Origin of the sequence: Hyphomicrobium sp. ghe19, assembly GCF_902712875.1 — a bacterium.
In the GTDB taxonomy this organism is placed as follows: domain Bacteria; phylum Pseudomonadota; class Alphaproteobacteria; order Rhizobiales; family Hyphomicrobiaceae; genus Hyphomicrobium_B.
Map to the genome: position 1 here is coordinate 976,853 of NZ_LR743509.1, position 16,690 is coordinate 993,542.

At 60.9% G+C, this 16,690-nt stretch carries 14 protein-coding genes; 10 read left to right on the forward strand and 4 right to left on the reverse strand.

Annotated features, from left to right (window positions below):
- Window positions 1-132 precede the first annotated feature (132 nt).
- Complete coding sequence (locus AACL53_RS04595; RefSeq protein ID WP_339082952.1) at window positions 133-600, reverse strand: peroxiredoxin; 468 nt, start codon at window positions 598-600, stop codon at window positions 133-135.
- A gap of 167 nt (window positions 601-767) precedes the next feature.
- On the opposite strand from AACL53_RS04595, the gene AACL53_RS04600 reads away from it, so the two are divergent.
- A complete protein-coding gene (locus AACL53_RS04600) occupies window positions 768-4,568 on the forward strand; it encodes an AsmA-like C-terminal region-containing protein (RefSeq protein WP_339082954.1) in 3,801 nt (1,266 codons plus the stop codon).
- A 7-nt stretch (window positions 4,569-4,575) separates the two neighbouring features.
- Here AACL53_RS04600 and tyrS read toward each other — a convergent pair whose 3' ends face one another.
- A complete protein-coding gene (tyrS, locus tag AACL53_RS04605; protein ID WP_339082956.1) occupies window positions 4,576-5,835 on the reverse strand; it encodes a tyrosine--tRNA ligase in 1,260 nt (419 codons plus the stop codon).
- Between the two features lie 89 nt (window positions 5,836-5,924).
- Here tyrS and AACL53_RS04610 point away from each other — a divergent pair, with 89 nt between their 5' ends.
- A complete protein-coding gene (locus AACL53_RS04610; protein WP_339082958.1) occupies window positions 5,925-7,046 on the forward strand; it encodes an anhydro-N-acetylmuramic acid kinase in 1,122 nt (373 codons plus the stop codon).
- Between the two features lie 56 nt (window positions 7,047-7,102).
- Here AACL53_RS04610 and AACL53_RS04615 read toward each other — a convergent pair whose 3' ends face one another.
- Complete coding sequence (locus tag AACL53_RS04615; protein WP_339082959.1) at window positions 7,103-7,885, reverse strand: alpha/beta hydrolase; 783 nt, start codon at window positions 7,883-7,885, stop codon at window positions 7,103-7,105.
- Window positions 7,886-8,186: 301 nt separating this feature from the next.
- Here AACL53_RS04615 and AACL53_RS04620 point away from each other — a divergent pair, with 301 nt between their 5' ends.
- Together AACL53_RS04620 and sufB are read left to right on the forward strand one after the other, a co-directional pair.
- Entirely contained in the window at window positions 8,187-9,758 is a 1,572-nt protein-coding gene (locus AACL53_RS04620) for an aminotransferase class V-fold PLP-dependent enzyme (RefSeq protein WP_339082961.1), read from the forward strand.
- 53 nt (window positions 9,759-9,811) lie between these two features.
- Window positions 9,812-11,281 (forward strand): Fe-S cluster assembly protein SufB, encoded by a 1,470-nt coding sequence (gene sufB / locus AACL53_RS04625; RefSeq protein WP_339082963.1) that lies wholly within the window; start codon window positions 9,812-9,814, stop codon window positions 11,279-11,281.
- 116 nt (window positions 11,282-11,397) lie between these two features.
- Here sufB and AACL53_RS04630 read toward each other — a convergent pair whose 3' ends face one another.
- On the reverse strand, window positions 11,398-11,805 hold the full coding sequence (locus AACL53_RS04630; protein WP_339082965.1) for a hypothetical protein: 408 nt from the start codon (window positions 11,803-11,805) through the stop codon (window positions 11,398-11,400).
- Between the two features lie 206 nt (window positions 11,806-12,011).
- Here AACL53_RS04630 and AACL53_RS04635 point away from each other — a divergent pair, with 206 nt between their 5' ends.
- The 6 genes from AACL53_RS04635 to AACL53_RS04660 all read left to right on the forward strand — a co-directional run bounded on the left by AACL53_RS04635 (window position 12,012) and on the right by AACL53_RS04660 (window position 16,658).
- Entirely contained in the window at window positions 12,012-12,293 is a 282-nt protein-coding gene (locus AACL53_RS04635) for a hypothetical protein (RefSeq protein ID WP_339082967.1), read from the forward strand.
- A 14-nt stretch (window positions 12,294-12,307) separates the two neighbouring features.
- Window positions 12,308-13,063 (forward strand): Fe-S cluster assembly ATPase SufC, encoded by a 756-nt coding sequence (gene sufC, locus AACL53_RS04640; protein ID WP_339082969.1) that lies wholly within the window; start codon window positions 12,308-12,310, stop codon window positions 13,061-13,063.
- A 1-nt stretch (window position 13,064) separates the two neighbouring features.
- Complete coding sequence (gene sufD, locus AACL53_RS04645) at window positions 13,065-14,402, forward strand: Fe-S cluster assembly protein SufD (protein WP_339082971.1); 1,338 nt, start codon at window positions 13,065-13,067, stop codon at window positions 14,400-14,402.
- A gap of 4 nt (window positions 14,403-14,406) precedes the next feature.
- The gene (locus AACL53_RS04650; RefSeq protein WP_339082973.1) at window positions 14,407-15,690 is read left to right on the forward strand and encodes a cysteine desulfurase; all 1,284 of its coding nucleotides are present in this window, start codon (window positions 14,407-14,409) and stop codon (window positions 15,688-15,690) included.
- Window positions 15,691-15,875: 185 nt separating this feature from the next.
- The gene (locus AACL53_RS04655) at window positions 15,876-16,196 is read left to right on the forward strand and encodes an SUF system Fe-S cluster assembly protein (protein WP_339086882.1); all 321 of its coding nucleotides are present in this window, start codon (window positions 15,876-15,878) and stop codon (window positions 16,194-16,196) included.
- Between the two features lie 105 nt (window positions 16,197-16,301).
- On the forward strand, window positions 16,302-16,658 hold the full coding sequence (locus AACL53_RS04660) for an iron-sulfur cluster assembly accessory protein (protein WP_339082975.1): 357 nt from the start codon (window positions 16,302-16,304) through the stop codon (window positions 16,656-16,658).
- Window positions 16,659-16,690: the final 32 nt, after the last annotated feature.

The window sequence follows — 16,690 nt, forward strand, 5'->3', positions numbered from 1 at the left end:
ATTTTTGGCGGCCCAATCCACCGTGGAGCGTAACAATTTCCACCGGAAACTCTCTGCATTGCTGCAGATGGCCTATTCTTGGTGGAGAAGTGTGGCGGAAGATCAACGGTGCCCGCATTCGCACCGTTTTGATCAGGATTTGAGCGCTTTAACCGTCTCCAGGACCTCTTCGGCATGCCCCGGAACGCGGACTTTGCGCCAGCTGCGGAGAAGTTTTCCCGATTTGTCGATGAGAAAGGTCGATCGTTCGACGCCCATGTATTTCCGGCCGTACATCGATTTCTCGACCCAAACGCCATAGGCGATCGCGGTCTCCTTCTGCTCGTCGGCGAGCAGCCGGACCGACAGGTCATGTTTGGTTTTGAATTTCTGATGGCTCTTTGGGCTATCGGGAGAGATGCCGATGACGTCGGCTCCGGCGGCGGCGAATTCCCCGGCGAGGCAGGAGAAGTCTTTTGCCTCCTGCGTACAACCCGAAGTGTCGTCCTTCGGATAGAAATACAGGACGACCAGGCGGCCCTTCAATTTGGAAAGCCGAACCTCTCCACCGATGTCATCAGGCAAGCTAAAATCAGGGGCCTTCTTTCCATCCTCGATCATCTTGAACGTGCCTTTCTTTTGTCGCTTTTCCGCACTGTAGCTGGCACGTCGAGCGAGCGGAGGCCAGACAGATTTAGACTTTCTTTTTGAAAGCTTTTTTTGTCCGTTCCGGGCGACAGCACGAGGGGTCGGGCCGGTATGGCCCGCGGGGTTTTTGGGGAGCAGCGTTGACGAAACTGGCAACCGGCGGGCGCCCTCCAAATCGGCGCGACGCCGATCAAAGCGCGCAGCTAAATGCCGTGTCACGAACTGCTGTTTCGCAGCGCGTGGCGACGGCTCCGCCCGCCCCTGCATTGGCTGACGAAGAAGAAGGGGCGGCGTCTGCCGGTCTCCGGCATTTCTTAAGCGGCTGCCGCGTTCTCTTTTATTGCGTCGTGCCGTTGACGTTGCTCGCGATGATGGCGACCGGCCTGCTCTACGTACGGCTGAAGCACGGTCCTATCGCTTTTGACTTCGTCGTCTCGCCGATCGAGCGCGGCATCAACGCGGAACTCGTTACGAGCTCGGTGAAGATCGACGGCGCCGAACTCAGGCTCGGACCAAACAGCGAGTTGGAATTCCGGTTGAGAGACGTGAGCGTGCTCGAGCAGGGCGGCGATGTCGTGCTCTCGTCGCCGCTTGCCGCCGTAAATATCTCGATGGCGGCGCTGGCGCGCGGGCGCATTGTTCCGGCGCGCATCGAACTCATCGATCCGATCATCGCGCTCGCCTATTCCGAGAAATCCGGATTTGTTTTCGAGCGGGCGATCCCGAAGCCGACGCCGGTGCGTCCGGATGGCAGCACGCCTGCCGCGCCGCCGCCTGTCGCCAACCCAGGAACAACGGTCGTTCCTCCGCGCTCGGCTATCGAAGCGGGAACAAAAGTCAATCTGGCGAAGATGCTGAGCGAGTCGTCCCGCCGCGCCAGAAAGCGCCTCGACGCGACTTCGTATCTGACGGAATTCGGCCTTTCAAACGCGACTGTCGTCGTCGACTACGAGGGGCAGCGCAGCTCATGGCGCATTGACGAGGCGAGCGTTGATTTCAATCACGCCGAGCGGCGTAGCGTCATCTCCGGCCGCGCGACCGTCGCGTCTCCGAGGGGGGCTTGGTCCGTATCGTTCCTGACGGACGAAAGCGTTCAAACCGGCAAGCTCGATGTGAAGGCGACGATCCGCGACCTCGTTCCATCGACGCTCGCAGCCGCGGCGCCGCCGCTCGCCTTGCTCGGCAACTTCGAATTTCCGGTTTCGGGCGATGCCACTATCGAGCTTTCGAGCGTCGGCGATATCGAAAGCGGCGAACTTGCCGTCGAAGTGGGACAAGGGCGCGTGCGGCTTCCGCATCTGGTCCACCCGATGGAGGTCACGGCCGGTCTCTTCAAACTGACGTTCGATGGCAAGGCCCGGCATTGGGAGCTGCAGCCGAGCCCGGTGAAATGGGCCGATGGCACAATGATGTTCACCGGGAACATGACCGACGTTTCGAAAGGAACGGATCCGCCGCAATGGCTTTTCGCGCTCGACGGCAAGAATGGTGTTTTCGAGGCGGCGGAATTCAATGTGCCTCCGGTCACCATCGACACCTGGTCGGCGCGCGGCACGATCATACCCCGGAGGGGCTTCATCGATCTTACCGAATTCCGCCTCGCGGGTGGGGGCGGCGAGGCGACGATCAAGGCGACGACGCAGGCGGGACCACAAGGTCAGAGTATGTCGGCTGAGTTCGCCGTTTCACCGATGCCCCTTGCGACGCTCAAGGCGCTATGGCCGCGTGCAGTGGCGACCGGGACGCGCGACTGGGTTGGCAAGAACGTATCGGCTGTCGACTTCAAGGGTGGAGCTCTTCGGTTCACGAACAGCAACGTGGGTGGCATGGAACCCGGCTCCGTTTCGACGGAGCTAGAGCGCGTCGGTGCGAGTTTCGAGGCGAGTAACGCGGTGTTCACGCCGTTGCCGGGAATGCAGGCGATCACGGCGCCGAGCGCATCGATCCGCATCAACGACAATGTGCTCGACATCACCGTGCCCGAAGGCGCGGTCACATTGCCTAGCGGCGGGCAGCTGCCGCTCAAGAACGGCCGTTTGACTACGGACGATATCCTGGCGCCCCGCACGAATGGCGAGATCGGCTTTTCAGCAGTCGGGGATCTTGCTCCTTTCCTTGAAGCCATGGAACAGCTTCCTGTCCGGGCCATACGGGATGCTTCGCCATTGCCGAAGGCCGGTGAAGGCAAGGTCGACGCCCAGCTTGTGATCAAGCTGCCGTTCGTGCCCGGCGTGACCGGCGACGACATGACCATTACGGGCAAAGCGCGCGTATCCGACGGGCGCTTCGGCAAAGTCGCCGGCCGCTTCGATGTTCAAGGTTTTACTCTCGATCTCACGCTCACCGACACGTCGCTTGACGCAAAGGGCGATCTGCTTATCAACGGCATTCCGGCGAAGGTCGTCGGACAGCGGCTACTCGGTCCGGATGCGGGGCAGCAGCCGCCGGTCAAGATCGTCGCGAAGCTGGACGAAACGGATCGCACGCAGCTCGGCCTCGACATCAACAACCTCGTTCACGGTGTCGTCCCGGTCGAAATTTCGTTGCAGAAGGGTGATCGGCCAGAGCCTGCGATCAAGTTACATGCCGATTTGACGGAGTCGGAGCTTACATTCGAACATTTGCAATGGCGCAAGCCTGCGGGCCGGGCGGCGAGCCTTGACGCGGATATCGTCAGCAGCCCGGGTCGCGATACGGAATTGCAGAATTTCAAGGTCATCAGCGACGATATCGCCGCCGATGGGCGGATCGTCATCGGCACCGACAACAAGGTCAAGGAATTCGATTTTCCTGGGGTCAATCTGAACGTCATCTCGCGGCTCGACATGAGTGGATCGCGCAGCAAGGAGGACATTTGGACGATCAAAATCGCCGGATCGAATTTCGACGCGCGAAATTTCTTCCGTTCGCTATTCAGCGTCGGCGACGGTCCTGACCGAAAGGATAAGGCGTCGTCGCCTGGCGCGCACGTTACCGTCGACCTCGCGAACGTCATCGGTAGCTCCGACGTTTCGTTGCGCAATCTCAAGATGGCGATCGAAATGCGCAACGGAGATCTCGCGAGCCTCGATGCCAAGGGCACGCTCGATGGCGGCGCATTGCTCGTCGCGAAACTCGATCAAGGTCAAGGCGGCAGGCGATTGGTCGTTACCTCGAGCGACGCGGGCCAGGTGATGAAGCTCGTGAACTTCTATCCCAATATGACGGGCGGGAAGATGCAGCTCGAAGTCGGGCTCGACGGCGCTGGGCCCGCGGAAAAGACCGGCGTTCTCGTTGTCGACAATTTCAGGGTTCTCGGAGATCCGATCGTTACCGAAGTCGTCAGCAGCGCTGATGAGGGGCGTCCGGCAATCGGCGGCAACCGCAAAGTTACGCGCGAGGTTTTCGATTTCGCGCGGATGCGCGCGCCGTTCTCGGTCGGGTACGGTCAGTTCGTGCTGCAGGAATCCTATCTCAAAGGGCCGATGCTCGGCGCAACGCTTCGCGGCAAGGTCGATTTCAGGACGAAGCGCGTAAACATCGGCGGCACCTACATTCCGTTGCAGGGTTTGAACGGCGCGCTCGGCGACATTCCGCTGCTTGGACAAATCTTATCGGGCTCGCAGGGCGAGGGAATCGTCGGAATGACATTTGCCGTTCAGGGGCCGACTTCCGACCCGCAGGTCATCGTCAACCCGTTCTCTCTCGTCGCGCCTGGAATATTCCGGGACATATTCCAGATGACGTCGATGGATCCGACCATTCAGGTGCGCGAAGACCGGGCACCGCAAAAGCCGGTCGAGGACCGAGTGCGCGCGGCTCCCCCCGTTCCCTCTGATGGGGGCGACAAGCCAAAGCCGAAAGCAAAGACTGCGGCGCCAGCGCAGGCCAAGGCAAAGAAGACCGCTCCGAAGGAGGCTGAGGCGGTCGACGGTTGGTCATCGACGACGACCAACCACTGAGCGGCGCTTAGACCGGTTTCAGAAGCACGTGCTTCTTTTTTCCGAGCGAAAGCTTGATAACACCGTTCGCGCTGGCGTCGGCGGTGCCGACGGTCGCCTTGTCACTCGTCACGGCTTCATCGTTGACCTTCAGGCCGCCGCCTTGAACTTGCCGGCGGGCTTCGCTGTTCGACGCTACAAGGCCCGCTTTCACGAACGCCGTCAGAACGCCAAGCCCGGCATCCAAATCGGCGCGGGGTATTTCGATCGTTGGCAGATCATCCGCGAGCGTTCCTTGCTCGAACGTTTTGCGCGCGGTCTCGGCTGCGGCCTCAGCCTTTTCGCGGCCGTGCAGAAGAGCGGTTGCTTCCGTCGCCAGAACTTTCTTTGCTTCGTTGATGCCTGAACCCGAAAGGCTCTCGAGCTTGGCGATTTCGTCGAGCGGCAGGAATGTGAAAAGCTTCAGGAAGCGCCCGACGTCCGCGTCTTCCGTGTTTCGCCAAAACTGCCAGTAATCGTAGGCGGAAAGCTGGGCTTCGTTCAGCCAGACGGCGCCGGCGGCGGTCTTGCCCATTTTCGCGCCGGATGCGGTCGTCAGCAGCGGACAGGTCAAGGCGTAGAGCTGCTCCTTGACGCCCATCCGGCGGCCAAGGTCGATGCCGGTGACGATGTTGCCCCACTGGTCCGATCCGCCCATCTGCAAGTTGCAGCCATAGCGGCGGTTGAGTTCCACAAAGTCGTAGGCCTGAAGCAGCATGTAATTGAATTCGATGAACGACAGCTCTTGGTCGCGCTCGAGGCGCAGCTTTGCGCTGTCCATCGTCAGCATGCGGTTGACGGAGAAGTGGCGGCCGACGTCGCGCAGGAAGCCGATATAATTCAGCGGCGCCAGCCATTCGGCGTTGTCGACCATCAGTGCATCGGTCTTCTGATCGCCGAAGCGCAGGAATCCAGCAAAGACCTGCTTGATGCTCTCTTTGTTGGCTTCGATCTCTTCGACCGTGCGCAATACGCGCGTCTCGTCCTTGCCAGACGGATCGCCGATGCGCGTGGTGCCGCCACCCATCAGGGCGATCGGCTTGCCGGCGCCGGATGTCTGCATCCAGCGGAGCATCATGATCGACAAGAGATGGCCGATATGCAGCGATGGCGCGGTGCAATCGTAGCCGACATAGGCGACGAGGCGGCCCTCGCTCGCCAATTTATCAAGGCCCTCGATATCCGAGCTCTGGTGAACAAAGCCGCGCTCGGTCATAATCTTGAGAAATTCGGATTTCGGTGTCGACATCGTTATTATTGGCTTCCGCTTGGGTGGCCGCGGGCTGCTCTAATCGAGCCGTGTCGCGGGCGGGCGACACCATGCACGGGAAGGTGCCTATGGGCAAGTTGATGCGGGCGATTGGGCTGATGAGCGGCACGTCGCTCGATGGCGTTGACGTAGCCCTTCTCGAAACGGACGGGGAGGACATTGTTCGCCGCGGCCAGGCGCGGACCTATCCCTATGACGACGCCATGCGGCGCCTGCTCATCAACGCGATTGCTGACGCTGGAGGTCTCGAGTCGCGGGACCATCGCAATCACTCGCTGGCGGAGGCCGAGCGGGCCCTGACCGAGCGTCATGCTGTCGCCGTCAGCCAGTTTTTCAGGGATACCGAGATCGATGGGGCGTCGGTCGACGTCATCGGTTTTCACGGCCAAACCGTCCTTCACAAGCCTGAGGCGGGCTTGACCGTGCAACTCGGGCTCGGAGAGCTCTTGGCCAATTTTACGCGGTGTCCCGTCGTCTACGATCTCCGCGCTGCCGACGTCGACGCGGGCGGGCAAGGCGCGCCCCTCGTTCCGGTTTACCATCGCGCGCTCACGTCAAAGCTGCCGCAACGGCCGGTCGCGGTCGTCAACATCGGCGGCGTTGCGAACGTGACGTGGATCGGCCGCGACGGCAATCTGCTGGCGTTCGATACGGGGCCGGGCAACGCGTTGCTCGACGATTGGATGGCGCGGAAAACCGGCGCGCATCTCGATTCCGGCGGAGCAACCGCTTCGAACGGCAACGTGGACGAAGAAGCCGTTCGGAATTTTCTAAGCCATGGCTACTTCACTGAGCCGCCGCCGAAATCGCTCGACCGGAATACGTTCTCGACGGATCTGGTCGACGATCTCTCGGTCGAGGACGGGGCGGCGACGCTTGCGGCCTTCACGGCGCGCGCCATCGCCAGAGCGCGCGAGCACATGCCAGCCGAGCCCGAGCTTTGGATCATTGCGGGGGGCGGCCGCAAGAACCGTGCGATCATGCGGATGCTTGCCGAGCAGGTTCAAAATGCGGTTGTTCCCGCAGAGACCGTGGAGCTCGATGGCGACAGTTTGGAAGCGGAAGCGTGGGCCTATCTGGCGGTTCGCTCAATCCGCGGTTTGCCGATCACGTATCCCGGAACGACGGGCGTTGCCGAGCCGATGAGCGGGGGGCTGCGCGCAGACCCCACCGCTCATGTGATTCATTAGAAAGTTGGCACCAGAAGGCCGAGAAGGCCGGAATTTCGAGAAGCTCTGCGACGAACTTATTCGTCGTCGCTGTCGTCCTCGGAGGCAGCCGCGGCGGCCGGGGTGCTCTGGGTTTCCATCCGCTCGAGTTCGCGCTGGCGCTGGCGCTCCCGCTCGCGTTCGCGCTCGCGTTCCTTGTTGCGTTCGCGATCCTGCTCGAACTGGATCATCCGGTCATCGAGATAGCTGCCGACGATGTTGCCGAGTTCTTCGGTCTTGTTCTCGAAGAAGTGGTTGGCGCCGGGCACGACCTCATGCGTGATCTTGATGCCCTTTTGCACCTTAACCTTTGCGGCCATTTCGGCGACCGACGCCGTCGGGACGACGCGATCGATGTCGCCATTGATGATCAGGCCCGAAGAGGGGCAGGGCGCGAGGAAGGAGAAGTCATAGAGATTGGACGGCGGGGCGACGCAGATGAAGCCATCGACCTCGGGGCGCCGCATCAGCAGCTGCATGGCAATCCACGTTCCGAACGACACGCCGGCGATCCAGCACGTCTTGGCGTCGGGCTTGACCTGCTGGAGCCAGTCGAGAGCGGATGCCGCATCGGCAAGCTCACCCGGGCCGCCATCCCAGACGCCCTGGCTGCGACCTACGCCGCGGAAATTGAACCGCAGCACGGAAAATCCACGTGCGGCAAAGGTGTGGTAGAGCGAATAGACGACCTGATTGTTCATCGTGCCCCCGAATTGGGGATGGGGATGCAAAATCAGCGCGATCGGGCTGTCGCCGTTGCTTTCGTGATGGTACCGGGCTTCCAGGCGTCCGCCTGGGCCATTGATAATAAGTTCGGGCATTGGAGATTACTCGGTTTTTTCGGGTGATTGGGTTCTGATTGGGTTCAGGCGATTGGCTTCACAGCGACTGGGGAAGCCAATGGATGGCCTCCGGGCGATCAAATCCTTGTGGGTCGAATCTCAATCCTTGACTCCGGCGCTCAGGATTTCCATAACTTTAGAACAGTTCGAAATACTGGGTCCTGGCTCGTTTACAAAAGGCATTGGATCAGGGCGGCTCTCTTAGCACAGTCCGGGGTGCCGGACGCAAGGTTTGGATTCCGTCGCCACTTGGGGCGGCGATAGTCCGGAGATTAGAAACGTGGAATTGACGACCAAAGGCCGCTACGCGGTCATGGCCATGGCCGATCTCGCCGGGCATGCCGATGAAGGCGCCATAGCGCTATCGGTCGTCGCAGAGCGGCAGAGCCTGCCGCTTGCGTATCTCGAGCAACTTTTCGTGCCACTTCGCCGCGCCGGCCTCGTCGAAAGCGCCCGCGGCCGGTCCGGCGGTTACCGGCTTTCCAAGCCTGCCGCGGATATCTCCATTGCTGCGGTCATGGATGCGGTCGAGGAAGACACACGGTTCACCCGGTGCTCGCATAACGATCCGCGCTGTTCTACCGCGACACCTTGTGTCACGCATTGGCTTTGGAGCGCGCTGAGTGAGTCGACGGAGCAGTTCCTGTCCTCCGTCAATCTCGCCGACGTCATTACGGGCGGGCGATATTCGTCGCGGCCGATATTCGCGGCCGCTGCCGCGCGGCCGGCGGGAAAACGAACATACCTCGATTACAATGCCACGGCGCCGCTTCGGCCGGAGGCAAAGGCTGCGATGATCGCGGCGCTCGACGTCGTCGGCAATTCTTCATCGGTTCATGCGGAAGGACGTCGCGCTCGCGCGGTCGTCGAGGGCGCGCGCGAAAGCGTCGCGCGTCTGATCGGCGCTAAGCCGTCCGAGATTGTTTTCACGAGCGGTGCGACCGAAGCCAACAACTGGGCAATCGGGCAGCCGTGGGCGTCGATTTTGACGAGCGGCGTCGAGCACGATTCCGTTCTCGCGCCGGTCCGTTCTGCGCACTGCGAAATCATCATGATGCCGGTCGACCGGAACGGTGTGGTGAGCGTCAAAGACGTCACCGAGCAGGTATTACCGCGGGGCTTTGCGGGTCCGTCGCTTCTCGCACTCCAGCTTGCCAACAATGAAACCGGCGTCGTTCAGCCTGTCGCGGAAATGACCGAGCTGGCGCGATCGCATGGGCTCAGTGTGCACACGGATGCTGTGCAGGCGGCCGGCCGGATGGCGATCGATTTCGCCGCACTCGGTGTCGATACGCTGGCGCTTTCCGCGCACAAATTGGGCGGGCCTAAAGGTATTGGCGCCCTGGTCATTCGCGACCATATAGATCTTGTCCCCTTACTTCGGGGCGGCGGGCAGGAACGGCGGCGGCGGGCGGGTACAGAGAACGTCGCGGCCATCGCCGGATTTGGCGCAGCGGCAGAAGCCGCGCTTCGCGACTTGCAGGCTGCGGAGGCCATCCGAGCCTTGCGGGATGGACTCGAGGCCGACGTAAAGCGTATCAGTCCCGATGTCGTGATCATCGGCGAAGGCGCAGAGCGCCTCGGAAATACGACGGCACTGGCGCTTCCGGGGAAGCTCGCCGAGACGCTGGTCATCAGGTTGGATCTCGCCGGAATCGCTGTAAGCGCCGGATCGGCTTGCTCGTCCGGCAAAGTCGGCGCGAGCCACGTTCTCGAAGCGATGGGCCTCGGTCACGACATTGCCGCTGGCACTATCCGCATCAGTCTCGGACCGGCGACGACGAAGGACGATATCGCGGCATTTCTGGCTGCATGGACGACGATCGCAGGGGCGCCGGCGCTCGCTGCGTAACGACATTTAGTTGAAGGGCCGCCGGTTGGCGGCGTTGAAAGAGAGACGAAGAAATGGCTGCTGTTCAGGAGACGATCGATCACGTTCGGAAGATCGATGTCGACCAGTACAAGTACGGTTTCGAGACGGTGATCGATAGCGTTCGGGCTCCAAAGGGCCTCGATGAATCGACCGTGCGCTACATCTCGGCCAAGAAGGGCGAACCCGAGTGGCTTCTGAATTGGAGGCTCGAGGCGTTTACCCGCTGGAAAGCGATGACCGAGCCCACGTGGGCGAAGGTGCATTATCCGAAGATCGATTTTCAGGACCTTTATTACTACTCGGCGCCGAAATCGACCGAGGGGCCGAAGAGCCTCGCCGAGGTCGATCCGGAGTTGCTGGAGACCTATAAGAAGCTCGGGATTCCGCTCAAGGAGCAGGAAATTCTCGCCGGCGTGACGTCGTCGCGCGTCGCGGTCGATGCCGTGTTCGACAGCGTCTCGGTCGTCACGACGTTCAAGGACGAGCTGAAGAAAGCGGGCGTGATTTTCTGCTCGATCTCGGAAGCGGTGCGCGAGCACCCCGAACTCGTGAAGAAGTATCTGGGCTCGGTTGTGCCGCAGTCGGACAACTATTACGCATCGCTGAACTCGGCAGTGTTTTCCGACGGCTCGTTCGTGTACGTGCCGGAGGGTGTGCGCTGCCCGATGGAGCTTTCGACGTATTTCCGCATCAATGCGAAGCAGACGGGACAATTCGAGCGCACGCTGATCATCGCCGATCGCGGCGCGTACGTTTCCTATCTCGAAGGCTGCACCGCGCCGATGCGCGACGAAAATCAGCTGCACGCAGCGGTCGTCGAGCTTGTGGCGCTCGATGATGCCGAGATCAAATATTCGACGGTGCAGAACTGGTATCCGGGCGACGCCCAAGGCAAGGGCGGCATCTATAACTTCGTGACGAAGCGCGGGGATTGCCGCGGTCATCATTCGAAGATCTCGTGGACGCAGGTGGAAACCGGCTCCGCCATCACGTGGAAATATCCGAGCTGCATTCTGCGCGGCGACTATTCCCGCGGCGAGTTCTATTCTATCGCCGTTTCGAACGGCTATCAGCAGGTCGACAGCGGAACGAAGATGATCCACCTCGGCAAGAATTCGTCGAGCCGCATCATCTCGAAGGGTATCGCGGCGGGTTATTCGCAGAATACCTATCGCGGTCTCGTGTCGGCGCATCGGAAGGCGACGGGTGTTCGCAACTTCACGAACTGCGACTCGCTGCTCATCGGCGACAAGTGCGGCGCGCACACCGTGCCTTACATCGAAGCGAAGAATTCGAGCGCGCACTTCGAGCACGAGGCGACCACGTCGAAGATCTCGGACGACATGCTGTTCTACTGCCGTCAGCGCGGACTTTCGTCGGAGGAGGCGGTCGCGCTCGTCGTCAACGGCTTCGTCCGCGATGTGCTGCAGCAGCTGCCGATGGAGTTCATGGCCGAGTCGCAGAAGTTGATTGGCATCTCGCTTGAAGGAAGCGTGGGATGACCGGAACGCTGGCTCATAATTTGGGAACGTTGCCACTGGCTCCGTTGCCGGAGCCGGCGGTCGCTTGCCTGCATCAATTCGACGAGTTTCCGGGACGCGAAGGCGGGGAGGGTTTCCTATTTGTTGGCCTGCCGCACGTTCGCGAGGTGCTGTCGTCCTTCTTCGCTGTTCACGACATAAGCCGAGGTAAAGTTATTGTTCGTCATAACCACGTAGACGGGGGCAGCGGCAGCGGCGACGCTCATTCCAGCGTCGCTCGAAATTCCGTAGTCGCTTTTTCCAGCGAGCTTGACCCGAACGTTGTGATTGCCGGCGCCTACGTTGGTGCGGAGCGCGTCGCAGATTTTCAGGTTTCCAACGAGCTTGCCGTTGACGAAAACGGGACTAGACGAGCCAAAGGGGTCGGTTTTCCAGCCGGTCAAGATTTGGATCGGTGCGCATCGGGAGATGATGTAAAGCTCGCCAGCTTGGGCGGAGTGGGTGATCATCGTTGCAAGGCCCAGGACGGCGAAAGTGATTTTCATTCTTGTGTCGCTCCCTTTGGTTCGGCTTCAATTCTCGCGGGCGGCTACCCGGAGCGTGGTTCGAATTCTTTCCCTCGATACCGGGCACAGTGCTGCATGGTCCCGTTTTTTCCGTCAACGTCCGAAAATCGATTGCCCGTAGGGCTGTGGTCGGTGGGAAACAGCGAACGGGACAGCGGCCAGGGTGAGAACGTCGAGGTGAGGCTATGACCGACTATTGGTTCAAGCCGAAGAGCTACGGCTACGGCGCGACGCCGATCAATTGGAAGGGCTGGGCTTCGACAGCGGTTTTGGTGTTGGCGCTGTTCGCGGTTCTCCGGCTTTTCGTTTTGCCGGTTCCCGGCGGTGCTCCGTATTCGCTTTTGGAAGCCGGTTTAGGTTTGGCGCTCGCGTTCGCCGTCATCGTCCTCTTTTCGTTGTTTGCGAGATCGAAGACGAACGGGGAGTGGGGTTGGCGCTGGGGTAAGAATTCAAACGGAAGTTTATAGGAACGGTTGCTGAGATGCTTGAGATCAAAAACCTGCACGTAAAGCTCGCGGATGAGGATCGCATGATCCTCAAGGGGCTTTCGCTGACGGTGCCGAAGGGTGAAGTGCACGCCATCATGGGGCCGAATGGTTCCGGCAAGTCGACGCTCGCGTATGTGCTCGCGGGGCGCGACGGTTATGAAGTCACTGACGGCGACATCCTGTGGAATGGCGAGTCCATCCTCGACATGGAGCCGGACGAACGCGCCGCAAAGGGCGTGTTCCTTGCGTTCCAATATCCGATGGAAATTCCGGGTGTGGCCGGTCTGACGTTTCTCCGCACGGCGCTCAACTCCGTTCGCAAGAAGCGCGGCGAAGCCGAGCTGACGACGCCTGCCTTCCTGAAGCTTGCGAAGGAGAAGGGCGAGAAGCTCAATATCGACATCGATATGTTGAAGCGTCCGGTCAACGTCGGGTTCTCGGGCGGCGAAAAGAAGCGCTCGGAAATCCTGCAGATGGGACTTCTGGAGCCGACTTTGTGCGTGCTCGACGAAACGGATTCAGGGCTCGACATCGATGCGCTGCGGATCGTCTCGGAAGGCGTCAACGCGCTTCGTTCGCCCGATCGTGCGTTCCTCGTGATCACGCACTATCAGCGGCTCTTGAATTACATCGTGCCGGACAAGGTGCACGTGCTCGCGGACGGGCGCATCCAGAAGACGGGCGGCAAGGAACTTGCGCTCGAACTCGAGAAATCCGGCTACGCAGAATATTCGCATAAGGCAGCCTGAAATGAACGTAGCAGTCATGAAGACCAAGGCGGAGCAGGCCATCTCGGAGAGCTTCGAGGCGGCCGCTGCGAAGCTTCCGGGCAGCGCGGCGGTGAAGGCGCGCCGTGCGGACGCAATCGGCACGTTCGGCGGTCTCGGGCTTCCGCACCGGCGGATCGAAGAGTGGAAATACACGGATCTGCGCGCCAACCTGAAAGAGGTGCTGCCTGCCGCCGTCGAGGATAAGACTCCGCTGAGCATCGGCGAACTCATCGTTGCGCTCGGGCCGTTGGCTCACGTCGACGCGCATCGCATCGTGTTCGTGAACGGCCACCATCGTGCAGACCTCAGCGATATCGCGGATGCCAAGGGATTGGCGATCTCGACCATCGGGAAGGCGCTTCAGTCGGCGTCAGAAGAGGCGGTTGTCAGCCTGGCTTCGACGCCGGAGGGCGGAGACGCCATCGAGGCGCTCAACACGGCTTTCATGACCGACGGCGCCATCGTGGACGTCGCCAAGGGCGCGTCGGTCGCCAAGCCGCTGCTGATCGTTTTCGTTCGTGCGGGCTCTGAGGCGAACGCCGTTACCGTCCGGAATTTGATCACGGTCGGCGAAGGCGCCAGCGCGACCATCGTCGAAGCAAATGTCGTGCTGCCGGGAGCTGTTCGTGACGCGCATCTCAACGCCCTCGCGGAAGTGTCGGTCGGGAAGGGCGCGACGCTCAATCACGTCAGGTCAGCGGTCGATGAAGGCAAGTCGCTGCATCTTTCGAATTGCGAGGTAACGCTCGCAGCCGATGCAACCTATCGCGGCTTCCAATTTTCGTCGAACCTCGGCTTTGCACGGCATGGCGCCAACATTCGCTTCAACGGCGAAGGCGGCAAGCTCGATCTTTCGGGTGCGTATCTGGCGCGGCATTCCGAGCACGTCGACAACACGCTCGTCGTCGATCATGCGGTGCCGCGTTGTGAAAGCCGGGAGCTGTTCAAGGGCGTTCTCGACGGTCACGGCCGCGGTGTGTTCCAAGGCAAGGTGATCGTTCGGCCCGACGCGCAGAAGACGGACGGCAAGCAGATGTCGCAAGCTTTGATGCTGTCCGAAGACTCGGAGTTCGATTCAAAGCCCGAACTCGAAATTTACGCCGACGATGTCGTTTGCGGTCATGGTACGACGAGTGCGGAACTCGATTCCGATCTTCTCTTCTACTGCCGCTCGCGGGGAATTCCTGAGAAGGAAGCCCGCGCGCTGATGATCGAATCCTTCATTGGTGAGGCGCTCGACAAGGTCGAGCACGAGGGGCTCAGAGAGGCGCTTGCATCGTATGCGATGCAGTGGCTCGGCCGCTCGCCACGCGGATAGGCATATGGGACGCGAAACGTCGATTGATGTAGCGAGAAGCACGGCCTCGCACGCGGGGCTGACGGCGGCGCCTTATGACGTCGAAAGCATTCGGGCCGACTTTCCGATCCTCTTTCGGGAGGTGAACGATCGTCCGCTCGTCTATCTCGACAATGGCGCATCGGCGCAGAAGCCGCTCTCCGTCATCGAGGCGATGGATCACGCCTATCGCTTCGAGTACGCGAACGTGCATCGCGGGCTGCACTATCTCTCGAATACCGCGACGGAGCACTATGAGGCGGCGCGGGAAACCGTGCGCCGCTTTCTCAATGCCGAGTACCAGGACGAAATCATCTTCACGCGCAACGCGACGAGCGCGATCAATCTCGTTGCGCGTTCGTTCGGCGAACCCCGGATCGGCGAGGGCGACGAGATCCTCATCACGATCATGGAGCATCACGCCAACATCGTGCCCTGGCACTTTCTGCGCGAGCGGAAGGGCGCCGTTCTGAAATGGGCGCCGATGACGGATAGCGGCGAGCTGATCCTCGAAAAGCTCGACGCCCTGATCACGAAGCGCACCAAGCTTGTCGCCGTTACGCATATGTCGAACGTGCTCGGCACGATCAATCCGGTGAAGGAGATCATTCGGATTGCGCACGCGAAGGGCGTGCCGGTTCTCGTCGACGGCAGTCAGGCGGCCGTGCACATGGGCGTCGACGTTCGCGATCTCGATGCCGATTTTTATGTTTTCACAGGGCACAAGACGTACGGGCCGACGGGTATCGGTGTGCTTTATGCAAAGCGCCAACACCTCGCAGCCATGCCGCCTTACGAGGGCGGCGGCGATATGATCGAGTCCGTAACGCTCGACAACGTGACGTACAACCAGGCACCGCACCGGTTCGAAGCGGGTACTCCCGCTATCGTCGAAGCCATCGGGCTCGGCGCTGCGCTCAACTACATGATGCAGATCGGCCGCGAAAAGATTTCGCTCTACGAAGCGGAGCTTGGCGTTTACGCGGCGGAACGCCTGGCGGAATTGCCGTGGCTGAAGCTTTACGGGACTGCGCCGGGAAAAGGTTCGATCTTTTCATTCACAGTGGATGGCCTACATCCGCACGACGTTTCGACGATCATCGACCGGTCGGGCGTGGCTATTCGCGCCGGCCATCACTGCGCGCAGCCTCTGATGGAGCGGCTTGGGGTTACCGCAACCTGCCGCGCGTCTTTCGCGTTGTACAACACAAAGGCCGAGGCGGATGCGCTGATCGTAGCGCTTACCAAAGCCCATGACCTTTTTACCTGAGGAGCTTCCGCATGGACGGGAAGCAGATTGAAGACCGGGCAGCCGTGAAGCATGCGGTTGAAGCGCTCGACGCGCCGCCGACGTCGCCTCCGGATGGTGGCGGCGCTCTGGACCCCGTGCCGGAAATTGCGACGTCGGATGAGCAAAAGACGACCGATCAAGAGGCGACGGCTGCGGCGACCGCGCTGCCGCCGGAAGAGGTCGAGCGGCTGACGAACGACATCGTCGCCGCACTGAAGACCGTTTACGATCCCGAGATTCCTGCCGACATCTACGAGCTGGGGTTGATCTACAAGGTCGAGATCGACGACGATCGCAATGTTGCGATCAACATGACCTTAACGGCTCCCGGATGCCCGGTTGCCGGCGAAATGCCGATTTGGGTTGAAAATGCCGTCAACGCGGTCCCGGGCGTCGCGCAGACGAAAGTCGCCATCGTGTTCGATCCGCCTTGGGATCAGAGCCGGATGTCGGATGAAGCGCGACTCGCTGTCGGCATGTTTTGAGGACGACCTCGCATTTGAGCGCCGAATTCCTATATCATGTGGCTGTAGCCACGACTCGCACATACGGAGGCCCGCGTGCCCTCGCTTAGAATGATGCCAAAAGTTATGACCCTGACCGACGCCGCCGCGGCGCGCGTTTCCGCGCTCATTGCGCAGAAGCCCGGCGTCAAAGCCCTCAAGATCGGGGTGAAGAAGGGCGGCTGTGCGGGCATGGAATACACCATGACGTGGGCTGAAGAGATCGGGAAGTTCGATGAGATCATCGAGGAAAAGGGCGCTGTCGTCTTGATCGATCCGGCGGCGATGATGTATCTGCTCGGCACCGAGATGGACTACAAGACCGATAAGCTTTCTTCGCAGTTCGTGTTCAATAACCCGAACCAGAAGAGCGCGTGCGGTTGCGGCGAGAGCGTCAATCTTGAACCTGCAACGCCCGCTGGATTTGCTCCCCCCGCAGCTTAATGAGAACGCGGGTGCGGGCATGACGGTCGATC

Excerpts from the sequence above, each read along its gene's own strand:
- AACL53_RS04595 (WP_339082952.1), bottom strand. The coding sequence starts at position 600 with ATGATCGAGGATGGAAAGAAGGCCCCTGATTTTAGCTTGCCTGATGAC.
- tyrS (WP_339082956.1), bottom strand. The coding sequence starts at position 5,835 with ATGTCGACACCGAAATCCGAATTTCTCAAGATTATGACCGAGCGCGGC.
- AACL53_RS04610 (WP_339082958.1), top strand. The coding sequence starts at position 5,925 with ATGGGCAAGTTGATGCGGGCGATTGGGCTGATGAGCGGCACGTCGCTC.
- AACL53_RS04615 (WP_339082959.1), bottom strand. The coding sequence starts at position 7,885 with ATGCCCGAACTTATTATCAATGGCCCAGGCGGACGCCTGGAAGCCCGG.
- sufB (WP_339082963.1), top strand. The coding sequence starts at position 9,812 with ATGGCTGCTGTTCAGGAGACGATCGATCACGTTCGGAAGATCGATGTC.
- AACL53_RS04630 (WP_339082965.1), bottom strand. The coding sequence starts at position 11,805 with ATGAAAATCACTTTCGCCGTCCTGGGCCTTGCAACGATGATCACCCAC.
- AACL53_RS04635 (WP_339082967.1), top strand. The coding sequence starts at position 12,012 with ATGACCGACTATTGGTTCAAGCCGAAGAGCTACGGCTACGGCGCGACG.
- sufC (WP_339082969.1), top strand. The coding sequence starts at position 12,308 with ATGCTTGAGATCAAAAACCTGCACGTAAAGCTCGCGGATGAGGATCGC.
- sufD (WP_339082971.1), top strand. The coding sequence starts at position 13,065 with ATGAACGTAGCAGTCATGAAGACCAAGGCGGAGCAGGCCATCTCGGAG.
- AACL53_RS04650 (WP_339082973.1), top strand. The coding sequence starts at position 14,407 with ATGGGACGCGAAACGTCGATTGATGTAGCGAGAAGCACGGCCTCGCAC.
- AACL53_RS04660 (WP_339082975.1), top strand. The coding sequence starts at position 16,302 with ATGACCCTGACCGACGCCGCCGCGGCGCGCGTTTCCGCGCTCATTGCG.